Genomic DNA, 14,488 nt, shown 5'->3' with positions numbered 1-14,488 from the left:
TGCAGGAGATTTATGATTGCAAAATAAGTGTATTTCATGAATTTTCAGCAGTTCGTTTTCATTTCACTTCAAAAAGGGGTATAATACCATAGGATTGTTAAGAGCCTGGCTACAGGCCATAGATAAACAAGGAGTGAAATTCACAATGAGCAAAACAGTACCTGTGGGCGTATCTGCCCGTCACATTCATGTATCTCAAGAGCACGTTGAAATTTTGTTTGGTAAAGGCTACGAATTGACTGAGTTTAAACCTCTGTCCCAACCAGGACAATATGCTGCTAACGAAACAGTAGCGGTTATTGGTTCAAAAGGACAGTTTGATAAAGTGCGTATCCTTGGACCTGTTCGTCCGGAAACGCAACTGGAAATCTCGATGACGGACTCTTTCGCTATTGGTGTTAAGGCACCTGTACGTGAATCCGGAAGCATCGAAGGTACTCCTGGTATCACGATTAAAGGACCTGCTGGTGAAGTTACAATCGATAAAGGTGTTATCGTTGCTGCTCGTCACATCCACTTCCATACTTCTGATGCCGCTAAATGGGGTATTGAGGATAAACAATTGCTGAAAGTTCGTCTGGGTGGAGATCGTGGTCTGGTACTGGAAAATGTACTGGCTCGTGTATCGGATTCCTTTGCACTGGACATGCATATTGATACGGATGAAGCTAATGCAGCTGGCGCTCGTAACGGCGATACTGCTGAAATCATCGACTAATCACATGGAACCATCTTCAGCCGTGATCCTGACGGTTTGAATGAACGTATAAACCTGAGTATCCACAGCGTCGCTACATTCGACCTGAGGATAGCTCAGGTTTTTGTGTGTTTTCGGGCTGTTTAGCAGACCAGCGTGGATTTCGGATTAGGGAAGGGACAGCGGCTTTGGATGTGGAACTACAGCCCAATTCATGTTATAATTTGCTGTAATGCTCTTTTGATGTATAAAGCGTGCAAATCACGTGAAACAAGATGAAATAACGATTTTTTATTAATAGAGGCTGTAAGGAGTGACCGAAGGAAATGGCTAAAGACTCAAAAAAGGATTACTCCCAATATTTTGATTTCTCCGATGCCAAAGTAATTTCGCAAGATGAATTCAGCAAAAAGATAAGAATCCGGGGCCGGGAGATTAACATCAAGTCGGAACCCAATCATCGTCAGGAGAAACAACGGGGCAAGGAAGACGTCCAGGTGCTTTATGAAACGGCCGTACCCGATGAACTGAAAAATGTGGGGATAGGCAAACACTATATCGTATATACGTATGGATGCCAGATGAACGAGCATGATTCGGAGACCATTAAAGGGTTACTTGAATCAATGGGGTATCAGGCTACCGAGGATCGCAAAGAGGCAGATATCATTCTGTTAAACACATGTGCGATTCGGGAAAATGCGGAAGATAAAGTGTTTGGTGAGCTGGGCCATCTGAAAACCCTAAAAACCGAACGTCCAGGCTTATTGCTGGGTGTGTGTGGGTGTATGTCGCAGGAAGAAGGCGTCGTGAACCGGATCATGCAGAAGCATGGCTTTGTGGATATGATTTTTGGTACACACAACGTGCATCGGCTGCCGCATCTGATTCAGGAAGCGCTGTTTAGTAAAGAAATGGTTGTTGAGGTATGGTCCAAGGAAGGCGACATCATTGAGAACCTACCGAAAAAACGTGAGGGCATGCGTGGCTGGGTGAACATTATGTATGGTTGCGACAAGTTCTGTACATATTGCATCGTTCCGTTCACACGGGGAAAAGAGCGCAGTCGACGTCCGGAAGATGTCATTGCCGAAGTTCGCGAACTGGCAAGACAAGGCTTCAAGGAAATCACGCTGCTTGGCCAGAACGTCAATGCTTATGGCAAGGATTTCACAGATCTGAAGTACAGCTTCGGTGACCTGATGGATGATATCCGCAAAATCGATATTCCACGGGTTCGGTTTACAACCAGTCATCCACGTGACTTCGATGATCATCTGATTGAGGTGCTTGCGAAGGGCGGGAACCTGGTGGAACATATCCATCTGCCTGTACAGTCTGGCAGCACGGAAGTGCTGAAACGTATGAGCCGCAAGTACAGTCGGGAACACTACCTAAAGCTCGCCGACAAAATTAAAACTGCAATTCCAGATGTCGTGTTAACCACTGATATTATCGTTGGTTTCCCGGGGGAAACGGAAGAGCAGTTCGAAGATACGCTGTCACTAGTCAAGGAAGTTGGCTACGACTTTGCTTATACATTTATCTACTCTCCGCGCGAAGGTACACCTGCTGCGGTGATGGAGGACAACGTGCCGATGGACGTGAAGAAGGAACGTTTGAAACGCTTGAACGAGACGATCAACGCATACAGCCATAGCAGCAATGAGAAACAACGAGGCAAGGTTGTTGAAGTGCTTGTTGAAGGTGAGAGCAAACGGAATTCCAATGTTCTGGCAGGACGTACACGCAGCAACAAGCTGGTGCATTTTGAAGGACCTAAAGAATTGATCGGTACTTTTGTAAATGTAGAAATCACCGATCCAATGACTTTCTATATTCGGGGCAACCTGCTCACAGAGCCAGTAGCCGCCAATCAGTAATACACAAACCTAATAAGATGAATGTCTTTTTGCACTTGGCGGGTTACGGCCCTGCGTAGCGAAGGTGACGGAATCGATTCTGTAGAAGCGAAGCGTTCGCCTTTGTCTCCAAATTTTAACCAAGGACCATCACAATCAGAAAAATTTGGAGACAACAGCGATCAAAAGAACGATCCGTAACCGTAGCGGTCACTCGAGCAGTCAACTGAGCTTAGTGCAACATCGAGTAGTTCATCTTATATCATCTCATAGAATGGAGCGATTTCGAGTGGCGCAGGAAGAAGTGCAGTACAACCATTATGGAATGCCTACCTACGATACGCGCAATCTGGTCATACGCGACGACATTATGGGAAAAGCCAAAGAATTGGCTGATATGCTTGGAACGAGCGAAGAAGTTAAACAGTTCCAACAGGCTGAGTCCAAAATTCGTGATCATGAACGCATCCAGCAATTGATTGCAACGATTAAGAAGAAACAAAAGGAAATTGTTGCTTTTGAAAGCTTCAAAAATGCAGACATGGTCAGCAAAATTGAACAGGAAATTGAAGATCTGCAGGCAGAGTTGGACGGCATTCCACTCGTTACAGAATTCCAGCAAAGTCAAAGCGATATCAATTATTTGCTTCAGCTTGTTATTTCTGTAATCCGGGATACCGTCTCCGAGAAAGTGAACGTGGAGGCAGGTACGGATTCACCTCCGACTAGCTGCGGGTAAGTGAACGGAAGGGTGCGGACGCAGTCCGCGCCTTTTTTGATCATCTCAGACTCCACGTGGTGGGGTTATTTTGTGTGGTGGGCTTGATCAAGACAACTTCACTGGATAAGACCTGTTCCGTAAGAGCAGGCTTAATATAATAACCAAGCACTTTAGATCAACTACGAAAAGAACCAATGCTGGTAAAATCAACAACAACATACATCATGGGCTTTATACTTAAAGTGCACTAAAGGGGAAATCAATATGGGTATTTTGGACAAAATGGTTGCAGAAGGAAACGGAAGATTTTGGGGCTTTCTCGGTTGTCGGTTTATTAAAGGTGACGGAGAAGAAGTACAGATCGCGCTGACAGCGGGCGAACACCACACAAACTCCATGGGGATTATTCATGGTGGAGTGCTGACGTCTCTGATGGATCAGGCGATGGGCATGGTAGCTACAGCCGCAATGGCAGTAGACAGTTGTGTGACCACCAATCTGAATGTTCATTTCTTGGCACCCATGAAACAAGGGGAATTAATCGTGACATCAACGATCCTGCATCAAGCGGGGCGTAGTGTGACGGCACAATCTGAGGTCCGGGATGCATCTGGTACGTTGGGGTGTATGGCAACAGCTACATTCCGTATAGCGCGAGTAAAAGTGCAAAACACGGAATCCCAAGGTTGACAAAAGATATTATTATGTCATAATGAAAATATCAAAATGAGAATAGTCGGTGGTGCCCATGAGCGAAAACTACGAACAATTCAATGCTGAAAGCGATGAACAGGCAGCACGTGCCTATAGTTCCAAGAAATATCGTACACCCGATGGTGTTCCCGCGGATATCGTCATGTTCACCTTGACCAAGCGGGAGCGTAAGACGGTAACCAAGACACTCCCCATCCGGGAGTTGAAGGTCATGCTGATCAAACGCAAAGGATGGCCTTTTGCGGGAAGATGGGCGTTGCCAGGTGGATTTTGTCAGGAGAATGAATCCATTTATGGTGCTGCAAAGCGCGAGTTGATGGAAGAGACAGGTGTGGACGGCGGACATCTGGAGTATTTGAATGTATATAGTCAGCCTGGGCGTGATCCCAGAGGATGGATTATCTCACATGCGTTTTTTGCACTGGTAGAGGAATGGATGCTGGAACACCGTCAGGCGGCGGACGATGCAGAGGATGTTGGATTATTTACAATTCAGGAAGCTTTGCAAGAACTCGAGCTTGCCTTTGATCATCGGACGATTATAGAAGATGCATACCGGCGTATTCAACAGCAAATGCTGGAAACGACAATTGCACGACAGTTCCTGCCTCGTGATTTTACATTAAGCGAGTTATACCAAGTGATTCAGAGTGTTGTACCTGACTTTGAAGAACCGAATTTCATTCGGAAGATCACTTCAACTCGCAGCCGCAAAGGCATTGTGGAAGAGGTTCGGGATGAAGAGGGCAACCTGCTAAGCTCCAATCAATACTCACAGCGTCCAGCGCAGCTATACCGTTTTACCGAGCTTGTACCTCGTCTTTCCATCTATACTTAATTCGCAAGCGAATCATGATGGATTGAATCAGGATCAACCTATTCTCAAAAAGGGAGTGTGGACGATGAAAGCACTGATTGTAATCGATTTTACACGTGATTTTGTGACAGGTTCGTTGCCTGTAGGCCAGCCTGCTGTGGAGATTGAGGAGACGATTGCAGCGATAACGGAGGCTTATTGCCATAACAAACATGAGGTTGTTATGGCTGTGGACTTACATGAAGAGAATGATCCTTACCATCCGGAAACGGCTCTTTTTCCGCCTCATAACATCAGGGGTACGGAGGGAAGACAACTTTACGGTCGTCTGGCCCAGGTTATGGAAGAACGGGAATCCCAGATTCGCTGGATGGATAAAACAAGATACAGCGCATTCTGCGGTACAGATCTGGAACTGCGGCTGCGTGAACGTGGAATAACAGACATTGCACTGATCGGTGTATGTACAGATATTTGCGTACTGCACACGGCAGTGGATGCTTATAATAAAGGTTTTCACATAACGGTATATGAAGACGCCGTGGCTAGCTTCAATCAAGCAGGACATGATTGGGCGCTTGGACATTTTCGTGCAAGCCTTGGGGCTCAGGTGGTCAAAGCGAGCGATACCGTTCTCGCAGGCTTGAACCTATAAACGAACCTGTGATTATATCCATCATACCCTGTTGAACAAGTGTTATGTTGCAGGGGAATATGGTGAATAGGAATAAACCGGAGACTTATGCAATGGTACGTAACCATAATCATGACTCATGAGCAATGAGTCTCCACATGTTGACCCGTGTCAGCAGGCAGGGCCTGCCGGCACAAGCGGAAGTCAGAGAGGATGAGACAAATGCAGACGACTAGCCTGGCTTTACATACGGATAAGTATCAAATCAATATGATGTACGCCCATTGGGTGAATGGAACTCACAAACGGAAAGCGGTGTTTGAAGCCTATTTCCGCAAGCTTCCTTTTGGCAACGGATATGCCGTTTTTGCCGGATTGGAACGCATTGTGAATTATATCAGCCAGCTTCGTTTTACGATGGAGGACATCAAATATTTATCCAAACAAGAGGAAAATTACGATCCGGTCTTTCTGGAAGAGTTGCTCCAGTTTTCATTTCAGGGGACGATTCATTCCATGAAGGAAGGGGCGCTCGTTTTCCCTGATGAACCGCTCATTCGGGTAGAAGGCTCCATTATGGAGACACAACTGGTGGAGACGGCGATACTTAACTTCATGAATTATCAGACGTTAATTGCAACCAAGGCTTCTCGGATCAAACAGGTGGCAAGTCAGGATACTTTGCTCGAATTCGGAACACGGCGTGCACAGGAAGCGGATGCGGCCATTTGGGGGGCGCGTGCCTCGTATGTGGCAGGATTCCATGCAACGTCTAATATGCTGGCTGGAGAACGCTTTGGAATTCCGACAGCAGGGACACATGCCCATTCTTGGGTGCAGAGTTTTATGAGTGAGCAGGAGGCGTTTGACGTCTATGCCAAGGTGCTGCCAGATCAAGTGACACTGCTGGTGGATACCTTTGATACATTGAACAGTGGTGTTCCTCATGCAATCAAGACCGCCAAGAAGCTGGAAAGCCAAGGCAAAAAAATGAACGCCATTCGTCTGGATAGTGGGGACCTTGCGTATCTATCCATTCAAGCTCGGCAGATGCTGGACGACGCTGGATTGGATTACGTCAAGATTGTAGCTTCCAACGACCTAGATGAAAATACGATTTTCAACCTTAAGGCGCAAGGAGCTCGCATCGATACATGGGGAGTAGGTACACAGCTAATTACCGCTTCCGACCAGCCTTCTTTGGGTGGCGTGTACAAATTGGTGGAGCGTGAAGTGGACGGTGCCATGCTGCCTACGATCAAAATTTCGGCGAATCCCGAAAAAGTCTCCACACCAGGTAAAAAAGAAGTCTTCCGAATCATTGATCCGAAACATGGCAAGGCGATTGCAGATTATATCTGCTATCCAGGAGAAGAGCAGCCGATACAGGGTGGGCCGCTCAAGTTGTTCAACCCGCTACACCCCTATCTGAAAAAGACGGTAACCCGCTACGAAGCAGTGAACATGCTGGAACCGATCTTTGTGAATGGGCGCAAAGTGTATGAACTGCCTACCCTGGATGAGATTCGCAGTTATCACCGCGAGCAGATGGATCTGTTCTGGCCGGAATATCTGCGTAAACTTAATCCTGAGATTTACCGCGTAAATATCAGCCCTGCGGCCTGGAATATGAAGCAGAAGCTCATTGCTGAGCACGTGCAATCCACCGAAGAATAAATCAAATAAAGGGGCATAACCGGAAGCAAGTAGGCCGGGTTATGCCTTTTTGGTTTCCTTTTAGCTGCTAATTGTCCCACATGACGAATGACTGTGTGTGAAACATCATGGACGGACAGTCCATGAACTGAGGTATACTGTACCTTCAAAGGACACAGGTTCATAAGGGAAATGAACCAATTATTTCTCGGGAAAGCGCAGGAGACGTCAAATGCTGCATCTTTCCGAGCCTGCCTTTCGACAGGATCCGTTTCAGTGGCTGTTTCAACTGCGCATCGGCCGGGGATGAATGAAAGAGGAGGTGCAACCATGAGATGGATTTTGGCACTGATCTGGCTGGCTTTCATTGCGTATGCCCTGGATTTGGGTACCTGGGCAGCCTCTTGGGAGTGACCCTGTGTTTAAAGAGCTGGTCACACTGCAAAGCAAAGAGCCCTGGCTACTAACCGTATTTTCGTGGCTTGGGATTTTCCCGGCCATTTTTGCTTGCCTGCTGTTAAGGAGGTCAGGGAAAGCGAGAGGATCTCGTGTATCTGCTTGGCCCTTTGTATTGCTGTCTTTTGCATTAGGAGCCTTTGCGCTGCTGGCTTATTTTGCGTGGTCCTCGCAAACACACAGAGATTCGGGGTACGAACAATTGTCTTTTGGCAGTCAACGTGAATCAGGTATCGGACGTGTGGCAGCTCATAAGCTGACCCATATGGTTCTTTTGCTGCTTACATTGGGCACAGGCTTCTATGCAGTGACTCAAGGCAATTCTGATGTATACATGGAAGCGTTCAGAGAGTCTTCCTTTTTACATATTATGACGATTGATTTCGTCATCCTGACGTTGCTTTCCGTGATCGCATTGTTTAGGGATGCTTCTCTCAATCGTCGTTCTCGTGGGTGGGCCGTTGCAGGGTTGATCCCATTGATAGGCCCTCTCATTTATTTAATGACAGCACGGAGAGATTGAGTTTGACGGAGGCCGCCCTTATACTTGTTTAATCTGAAGGCGAACAATTCATGATATGAATAGAAAAATATGTAAATATTAATTAAGGAGAGGATAACGAATGAAAAATACTTTTCCTGCCTATGTTGTGCGTAAAGAAGAAAAGGGTGGCGTGAAGGCTGCTATGGAGCAGTTGACGAAAGAAGACTTGCCTAATGGTGACGTAACCCTACAGGTTCAATACTCAAGCGTCAATTTTAAAGATGGGCTTGCCACAACAGAAAAGGGTGGTGTGGTTCGCGAGTATCCGATCGTACCGGGGATCGATCTTGCAGGGATTGTAGAGGAATCCGTGAGCGGCCGATTTGCACCGGGGGATCGGGTGATCAGCACTGGCTTCGAGCCGGGCGTGTCTCATTTTGGAGGGTATAGTCAATATGCGCGTCTGCGCAGCGAATGGCTTGTTCCTTTGCCGCATGGACTCAGTGAGAAGGAAGCGATGGCGATTGGGACAGCAGGGTTCACGGCAGCACTTTCGGTAGATGCTTTGTTGCAGGCTGGAGTAACTCCGAAGATGGGCAAGATTCTCGTGACGGGAGCTACCGGAGGAGTAGGCATTATGGCGGTGGCTATTCTGGCGAAGCTGGGATTTGAAGTGACAGCAAGTACAGGCAAAAAAGATCAACAGGAGCAGCTGCTTCGGAATCTAGGTGCCTCACATGTCATTTCACGCGAAGAAGCGGATGCGCCAGCCAAAGGAGCAATGGGCAAACAGCTCTGGGCAGGCGTTATTGATCCGGCAGCAGGTCCGGCACTGGCTGAGCGTCTGAAACAGATTCAATACGGAGGCGCTGTCGCCGTATCAGGCTTAACCGGAGGAGCTGCGTTCGAGTCTACCGTATTTCCATTTATTTTGCGGGGGGTTCAATTGATTGGGATTGATTCAGTCTATTGTCCGATGGAACGGCGGGAACGAATATGGAAGCTGCTTGGCGGAGAATGGAAGCCGAATCGGGCGCTGGAGCTGGGGATTCAGGAAATCTCATGGTCACAACTGCCTCAGACACTGGAAACGATCCTCAAGGGCGGTGCTGTAGGCCGTACTGTAGTTAATACGATGTCCGATACGCCTGCCGAATAAGATTCTTTTCTCCTAGACATGCTAACTCTACCTGAGAGCGTCACCGTACATGTGGCGGGAAAGGAAGGATGAGTATGCGTGTTAACGAAAAAGGATTGCATCATAGATCTGGACGTGTGAAGTCTGTGCTGGTCCGTATGGTCGTGGTGCTATGTACAATATCGGTAATAGCGTGTTCAGCATCGAATGTTGAGCAGGAACGGAAAATATATACCCGACAAGCGACGGATGAAGGAAATGTAAGGGCAAAGAGTCAAGGTCACGGGTTAAATGGTCCATTAATTCAGGAGCTGGATGAAGCTTTTGCTGCAAAAGGCATAAAGTTGATGAATAATATGTCTGCGGACGATGGTGAGGACGGAATATCATATATGTACTTGCTGAATGGAAGTGGCAGACATATTGTAAAGGTCCACATTTTCAGTGATGCCCCTACAAGACTAGCCCGGATGAACGAAATGTACGGTAATGATGGCGATGAGGCTGTGATGGAAAATGTACTTGGCAAAACAACGATTCGCAGCAAAGACTACGTGTCACTGGTCTATACGGCTTCAGGTGGAGAAAAGGACGATTATGAAGAAGACGTTATGCAGGTATTCCAGCATGTGCTTGAGCAACTGAAGTAATCGACTCCACTAAAATAAATCCGAAAAACCCGTCTGATTATTCAGACGGGTTTATATATTTCACGCATGACATGCCTTAGTTCAGGCAAAATGAGTTTTTCCATTGCCAGTTTGACAGCTCCCTTGGAACCTGGCATGGAGAATACGGCTGTACGCCCAATCGTTCCGGCTACCGCTCGGCTTAGAATGGCAGCAGAACCGATATCCTCGGTATAGCTTAGGAAGCGGAAGATTTCTCCAAACCCCGGCAGCTCCTTATCGAGTAGTGAAGACACTGCCTCGTATGTTGTATCTCGGGGTGCAATTCCGGTCCCACCGCTGAGCAGCACGGCTTCGATATCGTCACGAACGGCTGCATCCTGCAGGATGCTTCGAATGGTTTCAGTTTCATCCGGTGTAATGATATATTCGACGATCTGGTAGCCTGAATCAGTCAGCAGCTTATGCATAAGTTGTCCGCTTGTATCGGTGTCCTTGGTGCGGGTATCTGATACGGTTACAATCATACAGGATACCGTGTCAGGGGCTTCCTGACGATGTTGTTCCACTGAATTGGTCATAATACATCCTCCCCCAATCAACATGTTCTCATAGCATAGACCATTCAGTAGAATGAGGCAATGGACTTGCAAATAGAAGGCCAGGATTGCGCAAAGATTGCAGGATAGTGTACACTCGCTAGGATAGAGATAGACCAGTTCCATTGGACAAATAGAGAGGTGAACAACGATGAGTGAATTAAAAACAAATGAATCATCCATACCTGTATATATATTGTCAGGCTTCTTGGGCAGTGGCAAAACGACACTGCTTGTTCAGCTGATTGAACATTGGCAGCAGCAAGGTCTCCGGCCCGCCGTGGTCATGAATGAATTGGGTGAAGTCAATCTGGATGGTCAAATTGTGGATGCTTCCGTGCCCATGACGGAAATGTTAGGAGGATGCATCTGCTGTACTGTGCGCGGTGACTTGGGGCTGCAACTTGCTGATCTTGTGCAGGAGGAATCGCCTGATGTCATTATCATCGAAGCAACGGGAGCAGCAAACCCGATGGAGATTCTGGATGCAGTAACGGAAACATCCCTCTATATGCGACTGGAACTGAGAAGCCTGATTACTGTAGTAGACGCCGCGCATCTGTCAGGGCTGTACCAGGAGCAGAAGGGACAAACCTTCAAGCTGATGCAGGAGCAGATTCGCTGTGCGTCTGTACTTCTCCTGAACAAAATGGACCGGGTGAACGAGCAGCAGCTGGCAGATCTGCAGGACCTGTTGGCACGCTGGAACGGTTTCGCTCCGGTACTGCCTACGGTGAAGTGTGAAGTCGATATGGATGTTCTGCTTCGTAGCGGAGACAATGTGCATGCCTATCAATCTGTTGAGGAAACGAGTAAACACGCGGAGAAGGAACATCACGTGCATTCCGAGGCTTGCGCAGAGCATGGATGCAGCCATGATCATGGACATGAACATCATGAGCATGTGGATCATGATTACGAAGAAGATCAACATTCTCAGGGGAATGACCACGAACCTCCACATGACCACAACCATAATCATAATCATGCCCATCCCCATGCTTCGCATGAACATGTCATGGTATATACACACTATTTCACCCAGCCGGTAAACAGTGAGGCCTTCGAGCGTTTGATAGCTGAGTTACCACGCGATGTGTATCGGGCAAAAGGGATTTTATTCTTTAGCGATACGTCCAGCCGGTTTTGGTTCCAATATGCTTACCGGGAATCGGATTATATGAAGATCACGCCTCAGGGGGATGTGCCTAACGTAGCTGTGTTTATAGGTGAACATTTCGATCAGTCGGTTATTCGCAACCAATTGCTGGAATTAGAGGCGGCAAATCAGGTTTAATGATTCAAGGTTCCTCCAGACGGGGTATTAAGAAGCATAGCAAACTTAGTCTGGGAGGTAACTTTAAATGACACAACAACAATATCAACAATGTATCGATGCTTGCCTGGAGTGTATGAATGCTTGCAACGTATGTTACATATCGAGTCTGAAAGAATATGATCTGGCAATGCTGCGTGATTGCATTCGTTTGGATCGGGAATGTGCCGAAATCTGCAGTTTTGCTGCTCAAGCCATGACACGCGGAAGTGATTTCATCGCCGAAATTTGCGCACTGTGTGTGAAAGCATGTGAAGCTTGTGCTGCTGAGTGTGGCAAACATCAACATGATCACTGCCAGGCTTGCGCAGAAGCTTGCCGCAAATGTGCAGAGGCTTGCCGCCTGATGGCCGCAGTAGCGTAAATATAACTCCATTGAATTAAATTGAATTGAAAAATAAAAAGCCCGGGCAATCTGCAAAGATGCCAGGCTAATCCCCTCACAGAAGACAACGATAAGACATCCGATAAGATGTACTTCAACGTTGTCTGCTCGAGGGGATTTTTTATGGATACAGCATAGTAACATTCTTCACCATCAGCAGGCGAGAACTTCTATCGCCAGTAGGCTCTCCATTGGGAAATGCATGTAACAGGTTGCCAAAGCAGAGCTTGATCTGTATAATGATGGAAATGAATTAAAACGATGAATATCCATGATCGGGAGAGTAGCCAGAATCCATGCATGACAGCGAGCCGGGGCAGGTGGAAGCCGGTATGACATGACCTGAGTGAAGCGCACCCGTGAGATGGTTGTCCGAAGGAATGTTTACATCCTTGAGAGGATGCAGAGCAGGTCATGGAGGGCAATCCGGCAGGCGGCCGTTAATCGCACCGAGCGGAGCAGACAATGAATGTACTTTGATGTGCATTCGCCATCTGCTCACCTAGAGTGGTACCGCGGGAACTGTGAAGATCAGCTCTCGTCTCTGATATAGAGACGAGGGCTTTTTTTGTTATCTATAGCATGGCTAAATACGATAATGATTAGGAGTGTTCAACATGTTGATGAATCAGGCAGCAGCACAACTTGCTCCGTTAACGGGATTGAAGCAAGATGAGGTGTTGAGATTACTGGAGGTTCCACCACAGGCGGAGATGGGAGATGCGGCGTTTCCCTGCTTTATTCTGGCCAAGTCGTTGAAAAAAGCACCCGCGGTTATCGCCGCGGATATCGCTGCCGAATTACAGACCGTTGGGCTGGATGCTTCACCAGCAGGACCCTATGTAAACATACGTTTCAATCGGGAAGATCTGGCGCCGAAGCTGCTGCATGAACTGGGACATAAAACATTTGGCAAGTTGCAATTGGGGGCAGGTGCACGTGTTGTGATCGACATGTCGTCGCCTAACATTGCCAAGCCATTCGGAATCGGTCATCTGCGCTCCACCGTAATTGGGGCAGCATTGTATCGGTTATATAACGAGGCAGGCTATACTTCGGTCAGTGTGAATCATCTGGGGGATTGGGGAACGCAATTCGGCAAGCAGATTGCAGCCTATAAACGTTGGGGTAATGATGAAGCACTACAGGCTGAGCCAATTCGTACATCATTGGAGCTGTATGTGCGTTTTCACGATGAGGCGGAGAGTGATCCATCTCTGGAGATCGAGGCACGAGATTGGTTTCGAAAGCTGGAGCAAGGCGATGAAGAGGCGCAGCGGTTATGGACCTTTTTTGTAGAAGTGAGCATGAAAGAATTCAACCGGATGTATGAGCGTCTAAATGTACAGTTTGACCATACGCTGGGTGAGAGCTTTTATAACGACAAGATGGGTGCAATAGTTGAAGAACTGAAATCCAAAGGTTTGCTCGAAGAGAGCGAAGGCGCATTGGTGGTCCGTTTGGAGGAGGAGAATATGCCACCTTGCCTGATTATCAAAACCGATGGAACAACCATCTATCCTACACGGGATTTGGCAACAGCCGTTTATCGTCATGATGTGATGAAGGCAGATAAAATGCTGTATGTGGTCGGGGGTGAGCAGAAGCTTCATTTCCGTCAAGTATTTGCGGTATTATCCCGGATGGGGTATGCGTGGTCTGAGATTTGTGAACATATTCCGTTTGGTTTGATGCGTTTCGAAGGACGGAAGATGTCTACTCGCCGGGGGAAGGTTGTCTTTTTGCAGGAAGTACTGGACGAGGCGGTCGCTCGGGCATTACAGATTATTCAGGAGAAAAATCCGGATCTGCCGAATTCGCAGGAGGTTGCGGAAGCGGTTGGTGTAGGTGCGATTGTATTCGGAGATCTGCGCAATAACCGGTTGAACGACGTCGATTTCTCGCTCGAAGATGCGGTGAGCTTTGAAGGGGAGACAGGACCTTATGTGCAATACACACATGCCCGGATTAACAGTGTGCTTGCGAAGGCAGTAGAGGCAGAGCGCGTGGAAAATGATAATCAATTGGACGATGTTCGTAGCAGTAGTAGTAACAATACTGCGGCAAATTCAGAGAACAAGCCGGTCATGGTCGGTGACACTTCATGGGCATTGCTGAAACTGCTGGCGGATTATCCGCAGCATTTGGAAAAAGCAATTCATCGCAACGAGCCTTCGGTCATTGCCAAGTATGCGATAGATGTTGCCCAAGCGTTCAACCGCTTTTACCATGCGGAACGGATTGCGGATGCGCCGGCTGACGTCAAACCCTTCCGGGTGGCGTTAACAGAGCGTACGGCGGAGCGTCTTGCCTACAGCCTATATTTACTGGGCGTTCAGGCTCCTGAACGGATGTGATTC

The 14,488-nt window shown here is 47.6% G+C and carries 15 protein-coding genes; 14 read left to right on the top strand and 1 reads right to left on the bottom strand.

The annotated features are described in order from the left end of the window. Positions 1–145 precede the first annotated feature (145 nt). The 11 genes from pduL (at position 146) to G3352_RS24470 (ending at position 9,829) form a co-directional block, all read left to right on the top strand. Positions 146–718, top strand: a complete 573-nt coding sequence (pduL, locus tag G3352_RS24520; RefSeq protein WP_053783855.1) for a phosphate propanoyltransferase — start codon at positions 146–148, stop codon at positions 716–718. A gap of 305 nt (positions 719–1,023) precedes the next feature. Further along, positions 1,024–2,580: a tRNA (N6-isopentenyl adenosine(37)-C2)-methylthiotransferase MiaB gene (gene miaB, locus G3352_RS24515; protein ID WP_163760867.1), complete on the top strand. Its 1,557-nt coding sequence runs from the start codon at positions 1,024–1,026 to the stop codon at positions 2,578–2,580. A gap of 304 nt (positions 2,581–2,884) precedes the next feature. Beyond that, a complete protein-coding gene (locus G3352_RS24510; RefSeq protein ID WP_373561674.1) occupies positions 2,885–3,298 on the top strand; it encodes a YlbF/YmcA family competence regulator in 414 nt (137 codons plus the stop codon). 246 nt (positions 3,299–3,544) lie between these two features. Then, on the top strand, positions 3,545–3,970 hold the full coding sequence (locus G3352_RS24505) for a PaaI family thioesterase (RefSeq protein WP_163760864.1): 426 nt from the start codon (positions 3,545–3,547) through the stop codon (positions 3,968–3,970). A gap of 58 nt (positions 3,971–4,028) precedes the next feature. Next, positions 4,029–4,832, top strand: a complete 804-nt coding sequence (locus G3352_RS24500; protein ID WP_062326181.1) for an NUDIX hydrolase — start codon at positions 4,029–4,031, stop codon at positions 4,830–4,832. A gap of 64 nt (positions 4,833–4,896) precedes the next feature. After that, positions 4,897–5,466 (top strand): cysteine hydrolase family protein, encoded by a 570-nt coding sequence (locus G3352_RS24495; protein ID WP_163760862.1) that lies wholly within the window; start codon positions 4,897–4,899, stop codon positions 5,464–5,466. A gap of 201 nt (positions 5,467–5,667) precedes the next feature. After that, positions 5,668–7,122 (top strand): nicotinate phosphoribosyltransferase, encoded by a 1,455-nt coding sequence (locus tag G3352_RS24490; RefSeq protein WP_163760860.1) that lies wholly within the window; start codon positions 5,668–5,670, stop codon positions 7,120–7,122. A 255-nt stretch (positions 7,123–7,377) separates the two neighbouring features. Continuing rightward, on the top strand, positions 7,378–7,515 hold the full coding sequence (locus G3352_RS24485) for a hypothetical protein (protein ID WP_163760858.1): 138 nt from the start codon (positions 7,378–7,380) through the stop codon (positions 7,513–7,515). Positions 7,516–7,519: 4 nt separating this feature from the next. Continuing rightward, complete coding sequence (locus G3352_RS24480; RefSeq protein ID WP_163760857.1) at positions 7,520–8,080, top strand: hypothetical protein; 561 nt, start codon at positions 7,520–7,522, stop codon at positions 8,078–8,080. Between the two features lie 100 nt (positions 8,081–8,180). Next, the gene (locus tag G3352_RS24475) at positions 8,181–9,200 is read left to right on the top strand and encodes an oxidoreductase (RefSeq protein ID WP_163760855.1); all 1,020 of its coding nucleotides are present in this window, start codon (positions 8,181–8,183) and stop codon (positions 9,198–9,200) included. 74 nt (positions 9,201–9,274) lie between these two features. Beyond that, entirely contained in the window at positions 9,275–9,829 is a 555-nt protein-coding gene (locus G3352_RS24470; RefSeq protein ID WP_163760853.1) for a hypothetical protein, read from the top strand. 41 nt (positions 9,830–9,870) lie between these two features. On the opposite strand, the gene G3352_RS24465 is transcribed toward G3352_RS24470, so the two are convergent. Beyond that, positions 9,871–10,392, bottom strand: coding sequence for a MogA/MoaB family molybdenum cofactor biosynthesis protein (locus G3352_RS24465; RefSeq protein ID WP_099853702.1), 522 nt, complete (start codon positions 10,390–10,392; stop codon positions 9,871–9,873). 166 nt (positions 10,393–10,558) lie between these two features. Between G3352_RS24465 and G3352_RS24460 the strand changes: the two genes are divergently transcribed. The 3 genes from G3352_RS24460 (at position 10,559) to argS (ending at position 14,485) form a co-directional block, all read left to right on the top strand. Further along, complete coding sequence (locus G3352_RS24460) at positions 10,559–11,704, top strand: CobW family GTP-binding protein (protein ID WP_163760850.1); 1,146 nt, start codon at positions 10,559–10,561, stop codon at positions 11,702–11,704. A 67-nt stretch (positions 11,705–11,771) separates the two neighbouring features. Next, entirely contained in the window at positions 11,772–12,107 is a 336-nt protein-coding gene (locus tag G3352_RS24455) for a four-helix bundle copper-binding protein (protein ID WP_163760848.1), read from the top strand. A 638-nt stretch (positions 12,108–12,745) separates the two neighbouring features. After that, positions 12,746–14,485 (top strand): arginine--tRNA ligase, encoded by a 1,740-nt coding sequence (gene argS, locus G3352_RS24450; protein ID WP_163760846.1) that lies wholly within the window; start codon positions 12,746–12,748, stop codon positions 14,483–14,485. The last annotated feature ends 3 nt before the right edge of the window (positions 14,486–14,488 follow it).

The organism is Paenibacillus sp. ALJ109b, from assembly GCF_010747435.1.
Taxonomy (GTDB): Bacteria; Bacillota; Bacilli; order Paenibacillales; family Paenibacillaceae; genus Paenibacillus; species Paenibacillus taichungensis.
This window is presented reverse-complemented; position numbering and strand designations above follow the sequence as displayed.

What these genes read in the sequence shown, in the direction of transcription:
- pduL (WP_053783855.1), top strand. Translation starts at nt 146, where the DNA reads ATGAGCAAAACAGTACCTGTGGGCGTATCTGCCCGTCACATTCATGTA.
- miaB (WP_163760867.1), top strand. Translation starts at nt 1,024, where the DNA reads ATGGCTAAAGACTCAAAAAAGGATTACTCCCAATATTTTGATTTCTCC.
- G3352_RS24510 (WP_373561674.1), top strand. Translation starts at nt 2,885, where the DNA reads ATGCCTACCTACGATACGCGCAATCTGGTCATACGCGACGACATTATG.
- G3352_RS24505 (WP_163760864.1), top strand. Translation starts at nt 3,545, where the DNA reads ATGGGTATTTTGGACAAAATGGTTGCAGAAGGAAACGGAAGATTTTGG.
- G3352_RS24500 (WP_062326181.1), top strand. Translation starts at nt 4,029, where the DNA reads ATGAGCGAAAACTACGAACAATTCAATGCTGAAAGCGATGAACAGGCA.
- G3352_RS24495 (WP_163760862.1), top strand. Translation starts at nt 4,897, where the DNA reads ATGAAAGCACTGATTGTAATCGATTTTACACGTGATTTTGTGACAGGT.
- G3352_RS24490 (WP_163760860.1), top strand. Translation starts at nt 5,668, where the DNA reads ATGCAGACGACTAGCCTGGCTTTACATACGGATAAGTATCAAATCAAT.
- G3352_RS24475 (WP_163760855.1), top strand. Translation starts at nt 8,181, where the DNA reads ATGAAAAATACTTTTCCTGCCTATGTTGTGCGTAAAGAAGAAAAGGGT.
- G3352_RS24470 (WP_163760853.1), top strand. Translation starts at nt 9,275, where the DNA reads ATGCGTGTTAACGAAAAAGGATTGCATCATAGATCTGGACGTGTGAAG.
- G3352_RS24460 (WP_163760850.1), top strand. Translation starts at nt 10,559, where the DNA reads ATGAGTGAATTAAAAACAAATGAATCATCCATACCTGTATATATATTG.
- G3352_RS24455 (WP_163760848.1), top strand. Translation starts at nt 11,772, where the DNA reads ATGACACAACAACAATATCAACAATGTATCGATGCTTGCCTGGAGTGT.
- argS (WP_163760846.1), top strand. Translation starts at nt 12,746, where the DNA reads ATGTTGATGAATCAGGCAGCAGCACAACTTGCTCCGTTAACGGGATTG.